The 17,046-nt window shown below is 61.5% G+C and carries 18 protein-coding genes and 1 pseudogene; 6 read left to right on the plus strand and 13 right to left on the minus strand.

What is annotated here, in order from left to right; genetic code table 11:
• Window positions 1-470: pseudogene (locus NN5_RS20915) on the plus strand (7-carboxy-7-deazaguanine synthase QueE); the annotation flags it as partial.
• Entirely contained in the window at window positions 467-1,900 is a 1,434-nt protein-coding gene (locus NN5_RS20920; RefSeq protein WP_067737826.1) for an MATE family efflux transporter, read from the plus strand. The pseudogene NN5_RS20915 and the gene NN5_RS20920, both read left to right, overlap by 4 nt.
• 36 nt (window positions 1,901-1,936) lie before the next feature.
• On the opposite strand, the gene NN5_RS20925 is transcribed toward NN5_RS20920, so the two are convergent.
• The 7 genes from NN5_RS20925 to NN5_RS20955 form a co-directional block, all read right to left on the minus strand.
• On the minus strand, window positions 1,937-3,613 hold the full coding sequence (locus NN5_RS20925; RefSeq protein ID WP_373280349.1) for an ATP-binding protein: 1,677 nt from the start codon (window positions 3,611-3,613) through the stop codon (window positions 1,937-1,939).
• 127 nt (window positions 3,614-3,740) lie between these two features.
• Window positions 3,741-4,505 (minus strand): TIGR02186 family protein, encoded by a 765-nt coding sequence (locus NN5_RS20930; RefSeq protein WP_067737832.1) that lies wholly within the window; start codon window positions 4,503-4,505, stop codon window positions 3,741-3,743.
• The gene (locus NN5_RS20935) at window positions 4,502-5,416 is read right to left on the minus strand and encodes a sulfite exporter TauE/SafE family protein (RefSeq protein WP_067737835.1); all 915 of its coding nucleotides are present in this window, start codon (window positions 5,414-5,416) and stop codon (window positions 4,502-4,504) included. Before NN5_RS20935 ends, NN5_RS20930 begins: the two co-directional genes overlap by 4 nt.
• Before the next feature lie 47 nt (window positions 5,417-5,463).
• On the minus strand, window positions 5,464-6,678 hold the full coding sequence (locus NN5_RS20940) for a hypothetical protein (protein ID WP_067737838.1): 1,215 nt from the start codon (window positions 6,676-6,678) through the stop codon (window positions 5,464-5,466).
• Window positions 6,675-7,709, minus strand: a complete 1,035-nt coding sequence (locus NN5_RS20945) for a glycosyl transferase family protein (protein ID WP_084385080.1) — start codon at window positions 7,707-7,709, stop codon at window positions 6,675-6,677. Before NN5_RS20945 ends, NN5_RS20940 begins: the two co-directional genes overlap by 4 nt.
• Before the next feature lie 773 nt (window positions 7,710-8,482).
• A complete protein-coding gene (locus NN5_RS20950; RefSeq protein WP_157081241.1) occupies window positions 8,483-9,001 on the minus strand; it encodes a DUF7931 domain-containing protein in 519 nt (172 codons plus the stop codon).
• Between the two features lie 89 nt (window positions 9,002-9,090).
• Window positions 9,091-9,318, minus strand: a complete 228-nt coding sequence (locus NN5_RS20955) for a DUF6471 domain-containing protein (protein WP_067737842.1) — start codon at window positions 9,316-9,318, stop codon at window positions 9,091-9,093.
• Window positions 9,319-9,422: 104 nt separating this feature from the next.
• Here NN5_RS20955 and NN5_RS20960 point away from each other — a divergent pair, with 104 nt between their 5' ends.
• Window positions 9,423-10,379: an IS1595 family transposase gene (locus NN5_RS20960; protein WP_067737844.1), complete on the plus strand. Its 957-nt coding sequence runs from the start codon at window positions 9,423-9,425 to the stop codon at window positions 10,377-10,379.
• Between the two features lie 176 nt (window positions 10,380-10,555).
• Here the strand turns inward: NN5_RS20960 and NN5_RS26030 are convergent, their stop codons facing one another.
• The 4 genes from NN5_RS26030 to NN5_RS20975 form a co-directional block, all read right to left on the minus strand.
• Window positions 10,556-11,146 (minus strand): hypothetical protein, encoded by a 591-nt coding sequence (locus tag NN5_RS26030; RefSeq protein WP_157081242.1) that lies wholly within the window; start codon window positions 11,144-11,146, stop codon window positions 10,556-10,558.
• Window positions 11,130-11,435: a hypothetical protein gene (locus tag NN5_RS20965; protein ID WP_157081243.1), complete on the minus strand. Its 306-nt coding sequence runs from the start codon at window positions 11,433-11,435 to the stop codon at window positions 11,130-11,132. The genes NN5_RS26030 and NN5_RS20965 overlap by 17 nt, the downstream gene beginning before the upstream one ends.
• Window positions 11,436-11,578: 143 nt before the next feature.
• A complete protein-coding gene (locus NN5_RS20970) occupies window positions 11,579-12,052 on the minus strand; it encodes a hypothetical protein (RefSeq protein WP_067737850.1) in 474 nt (157 codons plus the stop codon).
• 55 nt (window positions 12,053-12,107) lie between these two features.
• Window positions 12,108-12,518 carry a glycosyltransferase family protein gene (locus tag NN5_RS20975; protein ID WP_174523920.1) on the minus strand — a complete coding sequence of 137 codons (411 nt, stop codon included), beginning with the start codon at window positions 12,516-12,518 and terminating at the stop codon, window positions 12,108-12,110.
• 89 nt (window positions 12,519-12,607) lie between these two features.
• Between NN5_RS20975 and nhaA the strand changes: the two genes are divergently transcribed.
• Window positions 12,608-13,810 (plus strand): Na+/H+ antiporter NhaA, encoded by a 1,203-nt coding sequence (gene nhaA / locus NN5_RS20980; protein ID WP_084385081.1) that lies wholly within the window; start codon window positions 12,608-12,610, stop codon window positions 13,808-13,810.
• 9 nt (window positions 13,811-13,819) lie between these two features.
• On the opposite strand, the gene NN5_RS20985 is transcribed toward nhaA, so the two are convergent.
• A complete protein-coding gene (locus NN5_RS20985; protein ID WP_067737859.1) occupies window positions 13,820-14,251 on the minus strand; it encodes a VOC family protein in 432 nt (143 codons plus the stop codon).
• Window positions 14,252-14,391: 140 nt separating this feature from the next.
• Between NN5_RS20985 and NN5_RS20990 the strand changes: the two genes are divergently transcribed.
• The gene (locus NN5_RS20990; protein WP_067737865.1) at window positions 14,392-15,102 is read left to right on the plus strand and encodes an SIMPL domain-containing protein; all 711 of its coding nucleotides are present in this window, start codon (window positions 14,392-14,394) and stop codon (window positions 15,100-15,102) included.
• Window positions 15,103-15,214: 112 nt separating this feature from the next.
• Here NN5_RS20990 and NN5_RS20995 read toward each other — a convergent pair whose 3' ends face one another.
• Entirely contained in the window at window positions 15,215-15,988 is a 774-nt protein-coding gene (locus NN5_RS20995; protein WP_067737868.1) for a TorF family putative porin, read from the minus strand.
• A gap of 243 nt (window positions 15,989-16,231) precedes the next feature.
• Between NN5_RS20995 and NN5_RS21000 the strand changes: the two genes are divergently transcribed.
• Window positions 16,232-17,029, plus strand: a complete 798-nt coding sequence (locus NN5_RS21000; protein WP_067737862.1) for a metallophosphoesterase — start codon at window positions 16,232-16,234, stop codon at window positions 17,027-17,029.
• Window positions 17,030-17,046: the final 17 nt, after the last annotated feature.

Raw genomic sequence — 17,046 nt, forward strand, 5'->3', positions numbered from 1 at the left:
TCGTGACCGGCGGCGAGCCGCTGCTGCAAGGTGCGGCGCTGGCGCGGATGGTCACGGCGCTGAACCATATCCGGCCCGGGATGCATATCGAGATCGAGACCAACGGCACGGTCGCGCCGCACCCGGCGCTCGATCCGCTGATCCACCAGTTCAACGTCAGTCCCAAGCTGGCGCACAGCGGCAATCCGGCCGACCTCGCCCTGATCCCCGAGCGCCTTGCGGCATGGGCCGCCGATCCGCGCGCCTTCTTCAAGTTCGTGCTGGCGCAGCCCGGCGATCTGACCGAAGTGCTGGCGCTGCAACAGACTTACGCCATTCCCGGTGAAAGGCTGTTCCTGATGCCCGAGGGCCGCACCGGCGATGTTCTGCGCGAACGGTCGATCTGGCTGGCGGAAATCTGCGCGCAGAACGGCCTGCGCTTCACCGATCGCTTGCACATCCACCTCTGGGGAGACACGAGGGGAACATGAACGAAGCCTCTCCCATTCCCGCCGGCGAAGACCCGGCCAGCGAAACCGAAGCGCCGCCGCAGGAGCTTCCGACGATCAAGGGCGACCTCACCCAGGGGCCGATCCTGAAGACGCTGCTGTTCTTCTCGCTGCCGATGCTGCTGTCGAACGTGCTGCAGACGCTGAACGGATCGATCAACGCGATCTGGGTCGGCCGCCTGCTGGGCGAAAGCGCGCTGGCGGCCACGGCCAATGCCAACGTGCTGATGTTCCTGCTGTTCGCCGCGATCTTCGGCTTCGGCATGGCGACCACCGTGCGCGTGGGCCAGCACTTCGGCGGACGCGATATCGTGGCGGCCCGCAAGACCTTCGGCTCGGGCCTGGGATTCTGCATCGCCCTCTCGCTGATCGTGGCCGGCGCGGGATGGGTCTATGCCCCCACCATGCTCCACATGATGAGCACGCCCGATGCCAGCAAGGCACAGGCGCTGGCCTACTTGCGGGTGATCTTCGCCACGCTTCCCTTCGGCGCCGTCAGCATGATGGTCTCGATGGCGATGCGCGGCGCGGGCGATTCCAAGACGCCGATGTACGCCATGATGCTGACCGCGGCGATCGATGCGATACTCAACCCGGTGCTCATCATGGGGGTGGGGCCGCTGCCCGCGCTCGGCATTACCGGCTCGGCGGCGGCGACGGCCTTTGCCAACATTGCGGGCCTCACCTACCAGATCTGGCGCATCTACCGGCAGGACCTGCCGATGCGCCTGCGCGGGCATGAACTCGGCTATGTCCTGCCGCAGAGCGAGGACTTACGCTACATCGTCACCAAGGGCCTGCCGATGGGGGCGCAGATGCTGATCGTCTCATCAGCCGGCCTCATCATGATCGGCCTCGTCAACCGCGAAGGGCTGGACGCGGCCGCGGCCTATGGCGCCTCGCTGCAATTGTGGAACTACCTGCAGATGCCGGCTTTCGCCATGGGCACTGCGGTCAGCGCCATGGTCGCGCAGTCGCTGGGCGCGGGCGATCATACGCGCGTGGGCAAAGTGACGCTGATCGGCATGAGCACCAACCTGGCGATGACAGCTGCGGTGGCCGCGCTGATCGTCGGCTTCGACCGGCCGCTGCTGGCGCTGTTCCTGGGCGGAAGCAGTTCCGCGATGCCGATTGCCCAGCATATCCAGCTCGTCTGCACCAGTTCCTACGTGATTGTCTCGATCACCATGATCCTCACCGGCACGATGCGCGCCTATGGCGCGGTGGTGCCGCCGCTGGTGATCATGTTCCTGGGGCTCTATCCCGGCCGCCTCGGCTTCTACTGGCTGGCCCGCCCGCTGATCGACAACGAGGCGGTGTGGTGGGCCTATCCGGTGGGCTCGGTGCTGACGGTGGCGCTCACGGTGGGCTATTACCGCTTCGGCAAGTGGCGCGGCGCGTTCAGCATGTGAGGATGCGAGTCCTCCCGGTCCGGGGAGGACAGAAACCTACCGCCCCTGCGCGCGCCAGCGCTGGACCGTGCGCAGGACCATTTCCTCCTCGCCGCCCGCGCTGCTCCACAGTTCGGTGAACGAGGGGTCGGCCGAGGCCGGGCGCTTGTGCTCTTCAAGGTCGTCGAAGGAAACGCGGATCGGGATCGCCACGCCCTCGCCGCAGATGATGCATTCGCGGTTGCGCAGCGCGGGAATGGAATCGAGGAAGCCGCGCGCGCCTTCGGGCATCGCGGCGCGCACGAAGGCCTGGTCGCGGTCGTTGTTGAGGCGCATCGAGATGATCGTGCCGCACTGCGACAGCACGCCCTCGGCAAGGTCCGAGGGACGCTGCGTGATGAGGCCGAGCGAAATGCCGTACTTGCGGCCTTCCTTGGCGATGCGCGACAGGATGCGCCCGACCGAGGAGCCGTCGGCGTTCTTCTCGCTGGGAACGTAGCGGTGCGCCTCTTCGCAGACCAGCAGGACGGGCCGCGTCTTTTCCTCGCGCGCCCAGATCGCGAAGTCGAAGACCAGGCGGCTGAGCACGGCGACCACGGTGCTGGTAATGTCCGACGGCACGCCGGAGACATCGATGATCGAGATTGGCCGGCCGCACGAAGGCATACGGAACAGCTTGGTGATGAAGTCCACCATGGTGTCCCCCACCAACATGCCCGAGAACATGAACTGGTAGCGCGGATCGCCCTTGAGCTCGTCGAGCTTGTTACGGATGCGCAAGTAGGGGGCGCTGGTGTGCCCCTTGTCGAGCTTGCCCATCTCGTTGTTGAGAATGTTGCCGAGGTCCGAGAGCAGATAGGGGATCGGCGAATCCACCGTGATCTTGCCCACCTGCTCGGCCAGCCGGTTCTTCGAGCGCGCTTCGAGCAGGCACTTGGCGAGGATTTCCGAATCGAGCTGGCGATCGTCCCCGCGCGAGGTCAGCAGGATCTCGCAGTGCTCCTCGAAGTTCATCAGCCAGTAGGGCATCTGCAGGTTGGTGACGTCGAGGATCATGCCCGTGCTGCGGAATGCCGAAGCATATTCGCCGTGCGGATCGACCATGATGATATGGCCTTCGGGCGCATGTTCGCAGATCCGGTGCAGGATCAGCGCGGCGCTGGTCGATTTGCCGGTGCCGGTCGAGCCGAGCAGCGCGAAGTGCTTGCCCAGCAGCGCATCGACATAGAGGCCGGCCCGAATGTCCTTGGTGGGATAGACATTGCCGATCTGGATCGAGCTGCGTCCGTCGCTGGCGTAGATCTGGCGCAAATCCTCGCTGGTGGCCGGATAGACCAGCGCACCGGGGATCGGGTAGAAGGTAACACCGCGGCGGAACGCGTGGATGCGTCCAGTCAGGCGCTCTTCCTGCCCTTCGCCGAGGAAGTCCGCTTCCACGATGATATCGCTCAGCTTGTTCGGGTCCTGCTTCTGGTTGCGCACACTGGCGAGCAGCCAGCCGTTGCCGACGCGGATCTTGACCTGGCTGCCAACCTTGCCGGACAGCGCGACCGACGGATCGGGATCCGCGGATATCTCGTTCAGGCGGTTTGCATCGAAAGCGATACGGGTGCCGGCACCGGCGATCTCCAGCACGACCCCGATCGGGGTGTAGCCATGATGGGCTGCATTCTGGCCCACAGGGGTTCCGCTGGCCGACGCTTCGTGAGCCTTGTCGAAACCGTCAAGTCGCATCTGATTCATTCAACACCAGGATTTTTGGCACCCGCTGCTGGGTAAATCGCCGGCGGTTAATTTCCCCCTAAGGCCATGAACCAAACGGCGCCGCCTTGAAGATCACCCGGAAACCGGACGCCGGAGATCAGACCAGTGCGAACAGACGCCCGGCCAGCCAGCCCATGCCCACCGAGACGAACACGGCCAGCAGGCCATAGGCAAAGCCGTAGTCCTGCGAAAAGTGCGCGATCGCCAGTTCGACGCCCAGCTTGCGCACTTCCACCTGGCTGCTGGCGGAAGCCACCACCCGGCCCTTGGAAATCGCGAAAGTCTCGGCCGTATAGGTCCCCGTCGGCACGCGCGAAGGCAGGCCGATACGGGCCTGATAAAGCACCTGCTCACTGACTTTCACGCCGCCTTCCTCTTCGCGGTAGAGGCCGTTGTGGCGGTTGAGATCGACCAGACCTTCCGAAAAGCGGACCTGTTCCGCCGGATTGATCGCACCGATCGGCGAAAGCTGCAGCCACTTCAGCCCCAGTTCGTAGATCGCCGCAGTCTTGTCGTCGACGATGTCCGCAATCGGCCGCGTGGAGGCGATGGCATAATAGGACGGCGCGGACCGGAACTCGGTGCTGGCGGCATTGATCCAGATCCCGGCCACCTTCTGCTTTTCGCGCAGGACAATCGACTGCGTCGGCCCCTTGAGAACCACGACAATGTCGTAATCCTGCGCCGCGCGCGAACCTTCGGGCGTGAGAATGGCGCCGAACAGCAGCAGTTCGGTGCCGGTAAAGCCCTGCTGCAGGTCGACTTCGTGCTGCGAAACTTCCGGCACGAGGATCGGATCGCGCGCACCGGTCAGCAGGGGAAGCGCAAGAAGGGCCAGCAGCGGGGCGAGCCAGCGCCTCACAGCGGCGCCATCGTATAGATCTCGTCAGGCCGGTAGCCGAGCCCCAGCGCCATGCGCGCGGCAACCAGCAGCACGATCGCGGCCAGCAGCAGGCGCAGCTTCACCGGGTTCGCCTTCTGCGAGAACATCGCGCCGATCTGCGCGCCCGTGACCGACCCGAACAGCAGCAGCGAGGCCAGCACGATGTCGATCGCATGGGTGGTGAGCGCGTGCATCATCGTCGTCGCCATCGTCGTGAACAGGATCTGCCACAGCGAGGTGCCGACAACGACATTGGCGCTCATGCCCAGGATATAGAGCATGGCGGGAACCAGGATGAATCCGCCGCCGATACCCATCAGCATCGTCAGGATACCCGTCCCCATCCCCAGCAGGAGCGGCGCCAGCGGCGAGATGTAGAGCCCCGAGCGGTAGAAGCGCCAGCGCATCGGCAGGCTGGCCACCATCGGGTGATGGCGCCGCTTGCGGGCGGCAATGGGAACGCCGGAGCGTTCCGCGCGGATCGCCTGAATGCTTTCCTTCGCCATCAGCCCGCCGATGGACCCCAGCAGCACGACATAGAGAATGCTGATGACGGTATCGATCTGCCCCAGCTTTTCCAGCAGGTTGAACAGGAGCGCGCCGATACCGGTGCCGAGAATGCCCCCCGCCACCATCACCGAGCCCATCTGGTAATCGACCCCGCTGCGCCGGGAATGCGCGAACACGCCGGACACGCTGGCACCCGTCACCTGGCTGGCGGCGGACGCGGCGGCCACGGTGGGCGGGATACCGTAGAAGATCATCAGCGGGGTCGTCAGAAACCCGCCGCCCACGCCGAAGATGCCGGAAAGCAACCCGGTGATCGCTCCGAGGCCAACGATGATAAGGCCGTTGACCGAGAGGTTGGCGATGGGAAGATAGACGTCCATTTCTCTGCTCTCGCTACCGCAGCACGGCACGCGAGAAAAGGCGCGATTCAGAAACCTGCGGAAAGAGTTACTGCCGGCCCCGAACCGGGCGCCGCATTGCCCGCCGCGCGAAAGCGCCAGTCGAGGGAAATCCGGCTGAATGTCCGGCGTCCCAACGGCATGGCAAGAGACAGGGATGGCCCCGCGTCCAGCCGCGCGGCCCCTTTCTGTGCCCCGGCCCAGAGCCCCCCGCCGAGACGCAAATCCCCTCGGCCCAGCGCCAGCATTCGCCGCTCCAGCCGAACCTGCCCGTCAGCAAAGGGAGTCGCAAACCGCCCGCCGACATAGCCGGCCTGGAGATAGGCCTCGGCCTGCAGATCCAGCGGCAAGGCGATGGGCGGCAATTCGGTGTAGGCCAGAGCGGCGGGCTGCACGCTGGCGTGCCCTTCATCCACCAGCCGCCCTTCCACGGCCACGACGACCGGAAGCGCAGGCAGGGGCCTTGCAGAGAGCCCCACCGCAGCCGCCGTCTCGCGCGCCACGCCCAGCGCCGCGGTGCCCCTCAGGTAAGCGGCCGGACGGTGGCCGGAGCCCGTGACCAGACGATACCGCAGCACCGCGCCCGCCTGACTGCCTCCATAGACGGCCGGCAGAACACCGCGCGAGCGGGTCGTCCCCAGGTCATGCCGGAACAGGGCCCAGGCATCGGCCGACCAGCGCCCGGGCGCGGCCTCCGCCAGGGGTACAGGCGCCACGCTGCGCGGGGCCGCGGCGGGCCGCCGTGGAGACGCCCCACTGTCCGAAAACCCCAGCCATGCCGAATGGCCGGGACCATATGTCCCACCCGCCGCGGGGATGAACATGGCCCCGGAGTGCCCCCAAGCCGGGGAATCCATATACCACCCGGAAAGTGCCCGCCCGCCCATCGGCGCAAACGGCAGGGAACCGACGGGCGGCACTGCCCGCCGTGCGGCTTGCGGCTCTCTCGCGCCCCTGCGGGCATATGCCTCGCCAGCATACCGGAAACCCGCCTCGTCCTCCCCGGGGAACGCGGACACGCGCTCATAGAAGCCGGTTTCCGGTAGGGACTGCGGCCCGATGGCACGGTCTGCTACGAAACCGGGGCCGGGCATGGCCGCCATATCCGAGTACACCCCGGCCGGGGCCTTATCGTCCGTCAGGACCGGAGCTTCCCAGATCGCCGCCCTGCCCCCGATCCATCCGGCCAGCACCCCCAGCAGCGCAACAAGCGGCTGCCCGCGCACCTGGCCAGGAACCTTCACCGGGACGGCATCCCACCGCTGGCAGCCATCGCCGGATGGGCCGCGTGCTCGGTCTTGTCCCATGTCATGGCCCCGCCTCGCAAGGTCCGCAGATAGGCGGCGAACGCCTTGCGCCCGGCAAGGATGGCGATGAAGTTGGCCACCGGAATGCGCACCACGGCGAGCAGGCCTTCGCCAAGGCCATATTCGTGGGCGGTAAAGGCAAACCGGGCCGCCAGCCGCCAGACAAGGCCGATCAGGCACGCCAGCAGCATGACGCGCAGCAGAGGGGAGAGTGCCAGCTGCGGCTGCGCGCCCAGCAGCCATGCCGATCCCAGCACCCCTTCCAGAACCACCAGTACATAGCCACAGGCCAGCACCAGCGTCGCCAGCGGCCCGCGCCGGTCACGCAAGGCCATCCACAGATCGGCAAGGCCCTTGCTCCAGCCTAGGCGGTCCCAGCCCTGGAACGCTATCCCCTGCACCCATCGCGCCTTCTGGCGCACCGCATCATCGAGGCGGGCGGGGAAATAGGCTCTCGTCGCCACAAGCTCGCCCTCGGCATCGCGGACCCGCAGGAAGCGCGATGTCCCGCCCGCGCGCCAGACCAGGACTCCCAGTTCATAGTCTTCGGTCAGGCATTCGGCCGCGAACGGCCCCGGACTGCCTTCAAGCTGCCGCCGCCGGGCAATGCCGTCCATGATGTCCCGCGAAAAGCCGCAGGCCACGCCGGCCGCCGGAATCGCCGCGCCCAGAGCATCGCGCACGACCAGCGCCTTGGCATGGGATTCGGTGAATTCGTCCGAGTAATGGCCGGCGATCCAGGGCGAACCCGGCTGCGGTTCCGGCCGGACCGGCAATTGCACGAAATCGGCATTGCCCAGCCCGGCATCGATCACCGCCAGTTCCGCCGGGTGGACCATGTCTTCGGAATCGTGCAGAACGACGCTGCGGAAGCGATATCCGCATCGCCGTTCATCCTCGCACAGGGCCGTGTACAGGCGATTGAGGCAATCCGCCTTGGTGGTCGGCCCGGCATTTTCGTGCGGCATTATGTAGCAAGCGCACCAATGCGTAGATGGTTATCTGCCGCCGTGATGGCGGGTGTCATCGTAAATGATGATAATGTACCAACCTAATTATTCGGGAGGTCGATCTCGTTTGCGCCGTTGAGCCTCCCAAAGGCTCCTTCGCATTGCGCGTTCAGCCTCCCCCTGATCCGTACCACGCGGTAAAGTCGGGACTGAAGCGGACCTCGCAGATCGGCGATGAATCTTTGTTATTTCGTCCTCACAGTGATCCGCAAACTCTCTACACCAAGAGACGCATTTACGACCGAAGAGAACCGATGACGCGGGGATCAACAATGCGGCGAAGCAGGAATAAAACAGAAGTGTGGAAATCCACCGGGCCTCAAAAATGGAAACCCAACTCCATAATCCGACGTTCATCGCCACGCCTGAAACGAGCGTCAAACCTGATATGCAAGCCAAAACCGAAATTAGAAACTCATCTGCCTTATTGCGAAATGAGTAGTGATATAGGTTCGCCCAAAGGCCTCTTGGAGTATGGCCATTGCAATCATCGCGGCATAGCCATTGAAGGTCTTTGACTACCTCAACGGTGTCAGATTCATCTTCGTTCCGGAGGCGGCCACTCTTGTCTTTCGCGTAGCGCTCAACCGCATCCCGATAACGGAAGCGTTCCAAGGCAAGATACGCCAAGCTGACCGCTAGACCTGATCCTGCTAGCGGCTCAAGCAAAGGTATGATTAAGGATGGATCAGCCAAGCCACGGTTACTTTTTTATTTGGAAGCAACCGCTTTCAGTTCAAAAACTGCGCCTTGTCAACCTTGGTGCACAGTTTCAGCATTTCTGAAAACACATCGTTGAGGTGTTCAGTGGTCTCAGAGTCACCAAAAGCGGCAATTGCAGAATGGCTGTTCTTTTCCCGCTCAAAACGAAAACAATCAGCATCCGCAGTCGAGAAGTGGTAAGGGATATGCTTCGACAGGTCTTGGTCCAACTGGTACATTTCGAACCCGTCTTCCTCCGCCAACTCCTCGATCAAAGGGTGCGAAGAGCTTACGGTCAAATCCTCTACAATCACTTGCAGGACATGATCGGAATGGCCAAGAAACTGCCGTGCGCGTTGGACAACAGGGGCCGCCCCATAAACTTTCGCGTTCAGGTCGCCCGTAAAAATTCGGACGCACTGCTGCGCAGAAGCAAATAGGTTCTCCATGATAATCGCTGCATGATCTGCAGAGCCGTTGTAAACGGTCTCGCCTTTCCTCTCACGTGCGATTCTTTTTATGTGTTCTCGGTAGTCTTTGATTTCCATAGCACGATACCGATCAAAAAAGTGTGGACAGGGAGTCACGCTTTCAATCGTGTCGCCGCATTCCTACATTCACCCTCATTCGTCAACGATTATTCGATGCGCAGAGAGCTGCATTCGATAGCTGTCAAGCATTGAACTAGGAACACGGCGGTAAACTTTCCACGGCTAATTTTGTTCCTGATATTCGGCTCAGAGTCCATCACGCCGATATCAGCGAGTTTCCCGGCAAGATCGGCATAGGTGACGCCCCGGCGCTTTAGCTCGCCCTTGAGCATCCCTTTCACCTTGTCTTCCCATTCCTTTTCCTGAACTGGCATTTGCGTATCCTATGATGGTTTTCGCCATCATATGCGATACGTTTGTCGTTGACAACAGTGCGTAATATCATCATATGTAGTGCATAAGCACTGGAAACGATGATATGCAACACTTTCTCCTCTCCGCAGCCGCCCGCACTCTGAGCCTCAAGCAGGTTTTCAAGATGGGTGAAGATGCTGCCTATCGGACCTTCTGCGAACTTCGCTGGCCGGAGAACGATGGCGAGGCGATCTGCCCGCGTTGCGGCTGTGTCGAGACGTACAACATCACCTCACGCCGCAAGTTCAAGTGCGTTGCCTGCCACCACCAGTTTTCGGTTACGTCGGGCACGATCTTTGCCTCGCGCAAGCTGAGCTTCACCGATCTGCTCGCTGCCATCGTCATCTTCGTGAACGGTGCCAAGGGCGTTTCTGCGCTCCAGATGAGCCGCGACCTTGATGTTCAGTACAAGACCGCTTTCGTCCTGGCGCACAAGCTGCGCGAGGCAATGGCGCTTGAGGATGCCGGTCAGACCCTTGCCGGTGAAGTCGAGGTTGATGGTGCCTATTTTGGCGGCCACGTTCGTCCCGCCAACGAGAAGGAAAACCGTCGCGACCGTCGCCTTGCCATCAACCAGAGCGGCAAGCGTCAGGTTGTTGTCGTGGGCCGTGAGCGCGGCGGCGAGAGCATGGTTACGGTTGCCAAGAGCGAAGCCAAGGGCGGTGAGGTCATCGCGGCCAGCATCCACCACATGAGCACCGTCCACGCCGATGAGGCTTCGCATTGGGATAACCTGCACGCCAAGTTCGATACCAAGCGCATCAATCACTCACTGTCGTACTCGGACGGCATTGCCTGCACCAATCAGGCTGAGAGCTTCTTCTCGCGCCTGCGTCGTATGGAAGTCGGCACGCATCACCGAATCGCGGGCAAGTACCTCCACGCCTATGCGGCAGAGGCTTCATGGCGTGAGGACAACCGCCGCGTGGACAATGGCTCGCAGGCCATGACGGTTGCTGCGGCGGCTATGGACGCAGAAGTATCGCGTCGTTGGGCTGGGTACTGGCAGCGGGTCTCATAATTCACCCGCTGCCTTTAATTCATCCTCAGTTATTTTTCGTGTTCCGCCATCTGTTTCGGAATCACAAATTTCATATTCGGTTGGTGAAATAGACTTCATCAACGAATATAGCTGAGTGTCAGTTAAACCTTGGATATTATGATGACATATATCACCAGAATCCGATGTTTCTTGAACTACGCTAGCTCCTTGCCCCAAGGAACTGACTGATATTCTCCAGAAGACTGGTGGGTCTCCACAAACTCGTTCTTCATAGAATTTGGGGATGTAATCACATGGGTGCGTGTCACTAGCGGCGATGCAGGTCGCACATACCACTGAGACGCCGCTCCCGTTCGTGGAATTCTTGAAAGCGTCACGACTATATCGTCGCTTCCTCGCAACATAGCGCTTCGGGTGCATGAGGCGTAAAACTTCGGTGACCGCCACCCTTTCCCCTCCAGAGAGCAGATTAAATTTTCAAGAGACAGCGAGGCTTCGACAATTCCATCCTGCTCTCCCTCTTCATGAAGAAGTTCATATGTTCCATCAGAAAGGCAGCTTATTTCGGCTGATTTGTTTCCTTGATAAGCAATGATAACAGCTGCGTCCCCATTTCCGGGCACAACATCAAAATCGTCAGATCCAAGCCCCCTCAAAATCGTGATAAGAAGGCGAGCTGAGGAATATGTTGATCTGGAAATCGGACCGCCATTGCCATAATCCCAACCAATAGGAAGCTCTCTCAAATTGGTCAGCGCTTCAATGGCCTTAGTTTGGTTGGCCATCGGAAAACTCCCTCTCCTGTTCAGCAGTTATAACTTCCAGCCCTTTTGCCACTTGTTTTGTCGTCATGATATCTCGACGAGTAACCTTTTCCAAAGTCCCGACGATCTCGGTCAGCGCTTCAGCAAGGGTCTTAGCTGTCGTATAAGACATGTTTAAACCAGCAACGGGCTGGTTATTCAGCATCAAAATTCCGTTGATATCAGCATTGCTAAGACCAAGTTGGAATCCATTAAAATAGAAGGATGGCAGTTCAATTTGCTGCCCATTTTGTTCCGGTTTATCGGACATAAATATGATTGGTTCCCAACTAACGCGTAACCATATGCGATGCATTTAGCAGCATCGCTGATGTCTTTGTGGATATAATAGCGAAATAGCTCTTGACAAGCCATTACCACGGTCAGGTCCGGCAGGATTAAACATCCTTCACCTCAATTCCCATTCCGCCACCCGCCCTCTAACCGCGCATCCGGCTTGGTGATCTTCCAAGACAGCATGGAGCCCTTACCCATGCGGCGGGACACCGTGACGCCCTTGCGCTCAAGGCGCTTGAGAGCGTGCCCAACGCGCTTGCGGGTGAGAACGCGCAGCGCCCTGTCAGCATCGTTCATGCGCCGCTGCACCATGACCTTCACGGCCAGTTCTTCAGTCGTCTGCCAGTGCTGAGTGCCCCGGAGCATTTCCAATAGGGACCGCTGGAACTCGCCCCGAAAGGCGGCGTTCGGCGGCGGCAGGGCCTTTACCGGCATATCCTCGAAATCAATCTCAGGATCGAACAGGCGCAAGGTCTGGTCGATATGGTCCAGCGCCGCGACTAGCCGGGCGGACTCCTCATGCAGGGCCTGAATGCGCCCCGCGATCTCTGCGCGCTTCTTGATAAGTCCGCGAACGGTGATGCTGCTCATATGCGGATATTACGCATCGCAGGCGATTACATCTATCCCAGCGCTGGTGCGTCTGCTACATAATGCCGTTTTCGTGGATCACGATCCGGACACGCGCATCCGCGCCCGCGCCGGACATGGCCGCCGCGACAGTGTCCGGATCGTTGGAATAGCAACCAACATAGAGAGTGAAGTCATCTTGCCGCCAGACAGACAGGGCATGACGCACCGTATGACCGATCACTTCCGCTTCGCGCCAGGCGGCGATGAGAATGGCGGCCCGGCCCTGCAAGGGCATCGCCGCCTCTTCCTGCGAGATTTTCCGGACATGCGCCCGGCCGGTGAGTTTCAGCCAGATCCAGCAAATATCCACGCCGATATCGTCGATGGCTCCGATAAGGAACCAGAACGCTGCGAACAGCAACAGCTCCTGTTCGGCGCATTGCAAAGCGGCAATCGCAATATGGATCGCGTCAGTGGCCCCCACCACTCCCCTTTCCTGAATTCAGATGATATCAAACCATCAACTGGCCCGGCACAGCCGGACTCATCAGAAGAACATCCGAAACCATATTTATGACCATACCCAGGCACTTTGCTAACAAATTAGCCAACAGTTTCACAAAATTAATGGGCGGCGACGCTGCTTCGGGAATTATTCTCATTCTCGTTGCAGCATTGGCGATCATTTTTGCCAATTCGGGATGGTCCTATGCTTACCATGCATTATTCCACCACGAGCTTTCGTGGACCCCGATACAAAAGCTCAACAGCCTGCACTTGTGGATCAACGACGCACTCATGGCAGTGTTCTTTTTCGTCGTAGGTCTGGAGATCAAGCGCGAGATTCTGGACGGCGAGCTTTCCAACGCGGCCAAGCGCCGCCTGCCGGTGTTCGCGGCTGCGGCCGGTATGCTGATGCCAGCGCTCATCTACCTGCTCGCCGCCGGCACCGGCCAGCCGGTACAACGCGGCTGGGCCATTCCGGCAGCCACGGACATTGCCTTTGCCGTCGGCGTGCTGGGACTGCTCGGCAACCGCGTTCCGCCTGCCCTGCGGCTGTTCCTGCTGACCGTGGCGATCGTCGACGATCTGGGGGCCGTGGCGATCATCGCCCTGTTCTATACGGCGCAGATCAAGTTCGCCTGGGGCATGGGCGCACTGGTCCTCCTCGGCGGCCTGATCCTGCTGAACAGGCGCAAGGTATTCAGCCTGCCGCTCTACCTCCTGCTGGGCTTCGGCCTCTGGTACTGCGTGCTCAACTCGGGCATCCACGCAACGATCGCCGGCGTGGTCTTCGCCTTCACCATTCCGCTCAAGCTCTCGCCGAGCGGGGACTCCATGTTGCTGCGCCTCGAACATGCGCTGGCGCCGTGGAACAGCTACCTCATCGTTCCGCTGTTCGGCTTTGCCAATGCCGGCGTGGCGCTGGGCGGGCTCGGCCTTTCGGCCTTGCTCGATCCCGTTCCGCTGGGCATCGCGCTGGGCCTGTTCCTGGGCAAGCAACTGGGCATATTCACAGCGATCGTGGTGGCGGACCGGATCGGCTTCGCGCCGCGCCCGTCCGGAGCGAGCTGGACCCAGCTCTGGGGCATGGCCGTGCTGTGCGGCATCGGCTTTACCATGAGCCTGTTCATCGGCGCCCTCGCCTTTCCCCGCCATCCGCTCCTGGTGGAGGAAGCCAAGCTGGGCGTGCTGTTCGGCTCGCTGCTTTCCTCGCTGCTGGGGTACGCGATCCTGCGTCTGGCCAAGGCGCCCGAGGCGCCCCGGCCAGACTGACGGCAGATCTTACCAGCTGCCCACGTTGGGCATACTGGCCCAGGGTTCGGCAGGCTCCAGCTTGCCATCCTGCAGCAGTTCGATCGAAATCCCATCCGGCGTGCGGATGAACGCCATGTGGCCGTCACGCGGGGGGCGGTTGATCGTCACGCCAGCGTCCATCAGCGTCTGGCAAGTCGCGTAGATATCGTCGACGCGGTACGCGAGGTGGCCGAAGTTGCGGCCGCCCGCGTACTCTTCCACCGAACCGTCTTCCGGCGGCCAGTTGTAAGTCAGCTCCACTTCGACGTCTTCCTGCCCCTCGGGCGCGAGGAAGATGAGCGTGTAGCGCCCCTTCTCGTCGGAAAACCGGCGCGTTTCCCTTACGCCGATCAGCTCGAAAAAGCGGATCGTGGCATCGGGATCGGTTACGCGGATCATGGTATGAAGGTATCGGGTCACGGAATCACTTCCTCAATTCGTCGATAAAAAGAAACGGTTCATCGCACATACAGCCGCACAGCGGCATCTCATGCACACCCACAGGGAGAGCTGCCATGTCCGACGATAGCCCAGAGACCGGCCTCCGTTCCAGCCTTACCATGCGCGGTTCCGCAACGCCGCGCTTGATCGTCAGTTCCGTAATTCTTGCCGCCGGCATGATCACCGGCGGTTACATGCTCGGCGACGGGCTGAAGCGCGCGCACCGCGCGGACCGCGCCGTGACCGTGCGCGGCCTTGCCGAACGCGACGTGACGGCGGATCTGGCGACCTGGACCATCACGTATTCCGCGACGGCCGGCGATCTCTCCTCGGCACAGGCCAGCGTCGATCACGACACCACGCAGATCCGCGCCTTCTTTCGCGAACTGGGTTTTCCGGCCGGCGCCCTGCAACCGACCGGGGTCAACGTCTCGCAGTTCAAGGACAACGGCGTCCCGAATTTCACCGTGCGCCAGCGCGTGACGCTTCGCACGCACGACATCAAGCGAGCCGAAGACGCCGTGCGCCGCCAGTTCGATCTGGTCCGGCGCGGCGTCATTCTCGAGGAAGGCTCGGGAATGTCCTATACTTTCACCAAGCTCAACGCCATCAAGCCGGCGATGGTCGCCGCCGCGACCAAGGACGCGCGCGCTGCCGCCGAGCAGTTCGCCAAGGACAGCGGGGCGCAAGTGGGCGCGATCAAAAGCGCCACCCAGGGCTATTTCTCGATCGATGCGCGCGATGGCGATTCCGGTGGCGGCTGGGGCGTCTCCGATACCCCGTACAAGAAAGTGCGCGTCGTCACGACGATCGATTTCTATCTGAAATAACCCCCCCGGCCCTGACGCCCGGCCCTGAACCTTTGCCACCCGGAAACAGAAAACCCGTCCGGATCACTCCGGACGGGTCCTCCTGCGAAATGGGATTCGCGTTTTCGTTCGATCAGAACGAAGCGGTCAGCGTACCAACCACAGTGTCGTCGGTGAAACCGTTCACGCTCGGACCGGTCACGCCGATGTAGGACACGCCAACCGAAAGCGGGCCGTAAACGGTCGCCGAAGCGCCGATCGACCAGTCCCAACCGGTCTGATCGTTCAGGCCGTTCAGGTATTCCGGAGCGAGAACGCCATCGGTGTAGCCCACGTGAGCCGAGACAGTGACCGGCGTGTTGGGGACCGCGACGTCGAGGTTGCTGTACAGGTACAGGTTGTCCTGGTTGCCGAGGCTCTTCTGATCCCAGGCATAAGCAACGCCGATCTTGGCCGAAACCGGACCGATATCGCCCGAAAGCGAAGCGTAGGGCTCCCAGTAGTTGGCGTGGATCTTGTCACCGGTGACGAGATCGCGCGGCTCGTTGCCGGGATAGACGTAGATCAGCAGGCCGGCGTCCAGGGTCAGACCGGGGGTCACTTCACCCGACCAGCCGCCGAACAGGTCGAGTTCCTGCTCGCCGTAGTAGTCGCCGCCACGGATCGAGGACGACCAGGTGCCGACATAGAGGCCGGTTTCATGCGTAACGGTGATGCCGCCCTGGATGGCCGGATCGCCACCCGACAGCGAAACGCCGCGGAAACGGTAGTCGGTGGTCAGCGCAACGTTGCCCGAGATGGTGATTTCAGCCGGGGCATCAGCCTCGTCGGCGAAAGCCGGAGTGGCGGCAAGCGCGGTGCCCGCAAGGAGAGTGGCGGCGATGGCGCCGCGGACGGACATGTTCATATTCATTCCCTCACAATTTCTTTTTCAATGCCTCGTCCCACCTGCGTCTGCCACACCATGCCTCTTAGAGCGGGCTGGTTTGCGACAGCACAATAATGCTGCAACGCACCACCGTGGCGCACAAGGAAAATTTCAGATTGGCAATAATCGAGAAATAATGTGTGGGCTTTTTGCCACTATCGCACACATCCATGCGCATCTCTTGTTTTGCGGCCTTCCGCACCTTATACCGCACCGCAACGGATGCTTGCGAAATTCAGAAATCTTCTGGCTCGTTCCTCCGCGACGAAGCCCCGTTCGGTCCCTGACGGAGAGCGCGTTTACGCCATCGGCGACATTCACGGGCGCATCGATCTTTTCGAAAATCTGATCCGCCTGATCGAAGACGATGACGCCGCGCGCGGCCCTGCCCGGACAACCGTTGTGCTGCTCGGCGACCTTATCGACCGCGGCCCGGACAGCGCGGCGGTGGTCGCCCGCGCCCGTAATTGGGGGCAGGCCCGCGAGATCGAATATATCCAGGGCAATCATGAGGAAATGCTGCTGTCCAGCCGCCGGAAGATCGATGCCCTGCGCGGCTTCCTGCAGTTCGGAGGACGCGAGACGATCCAGTCCTACGGTGTCGATGCCGAAACGATATTCACGGCCGATTTCGAAGAACTGCAGGCACTGATGAACGCCGCCATACCGCAGGATGACGTCGATTTTCTTCAGAGTTTCAAGAAGATGGTCAAGATCGGTGACTATCTCTTCGTCCATGCCGGGATCCATCCCGACACCCCGATCGAAGACCAGCTCGGGCGGGACTGCCGTTGGATCCGCGAGCCGTTCCTGAGTTACAAGGGCGATTTCGGCGTCTGCGTCGTCCACGGCCACACCATCACCGAACAGCCCGAGGTGCGCCACAACCGCATCGGCATCGACACCGGCTCGTTCGTGTACGGCACGCTGACGGCGATCGGCCTCGAAGGCACGGACCGGTGGTTCCTGCAAGCCCGCGACGACGATGCAGCGGCAAGCGAAGCCAGCGCAGCAGCCTAGGGCCAATCGACATTCAG

Source organism: Novosphingobium naphthalenivorans NBRC 102051, from assembly GCF_001590985.1.
GTDB classification, from domain to species: domain Bacteria; phylum Pseudomonadota; class Alphaproteobacteria; order Sphingomonadales; family Sphingomonadaceae; genus Novosphingobium; species Novosphingobium naphthalenivorans.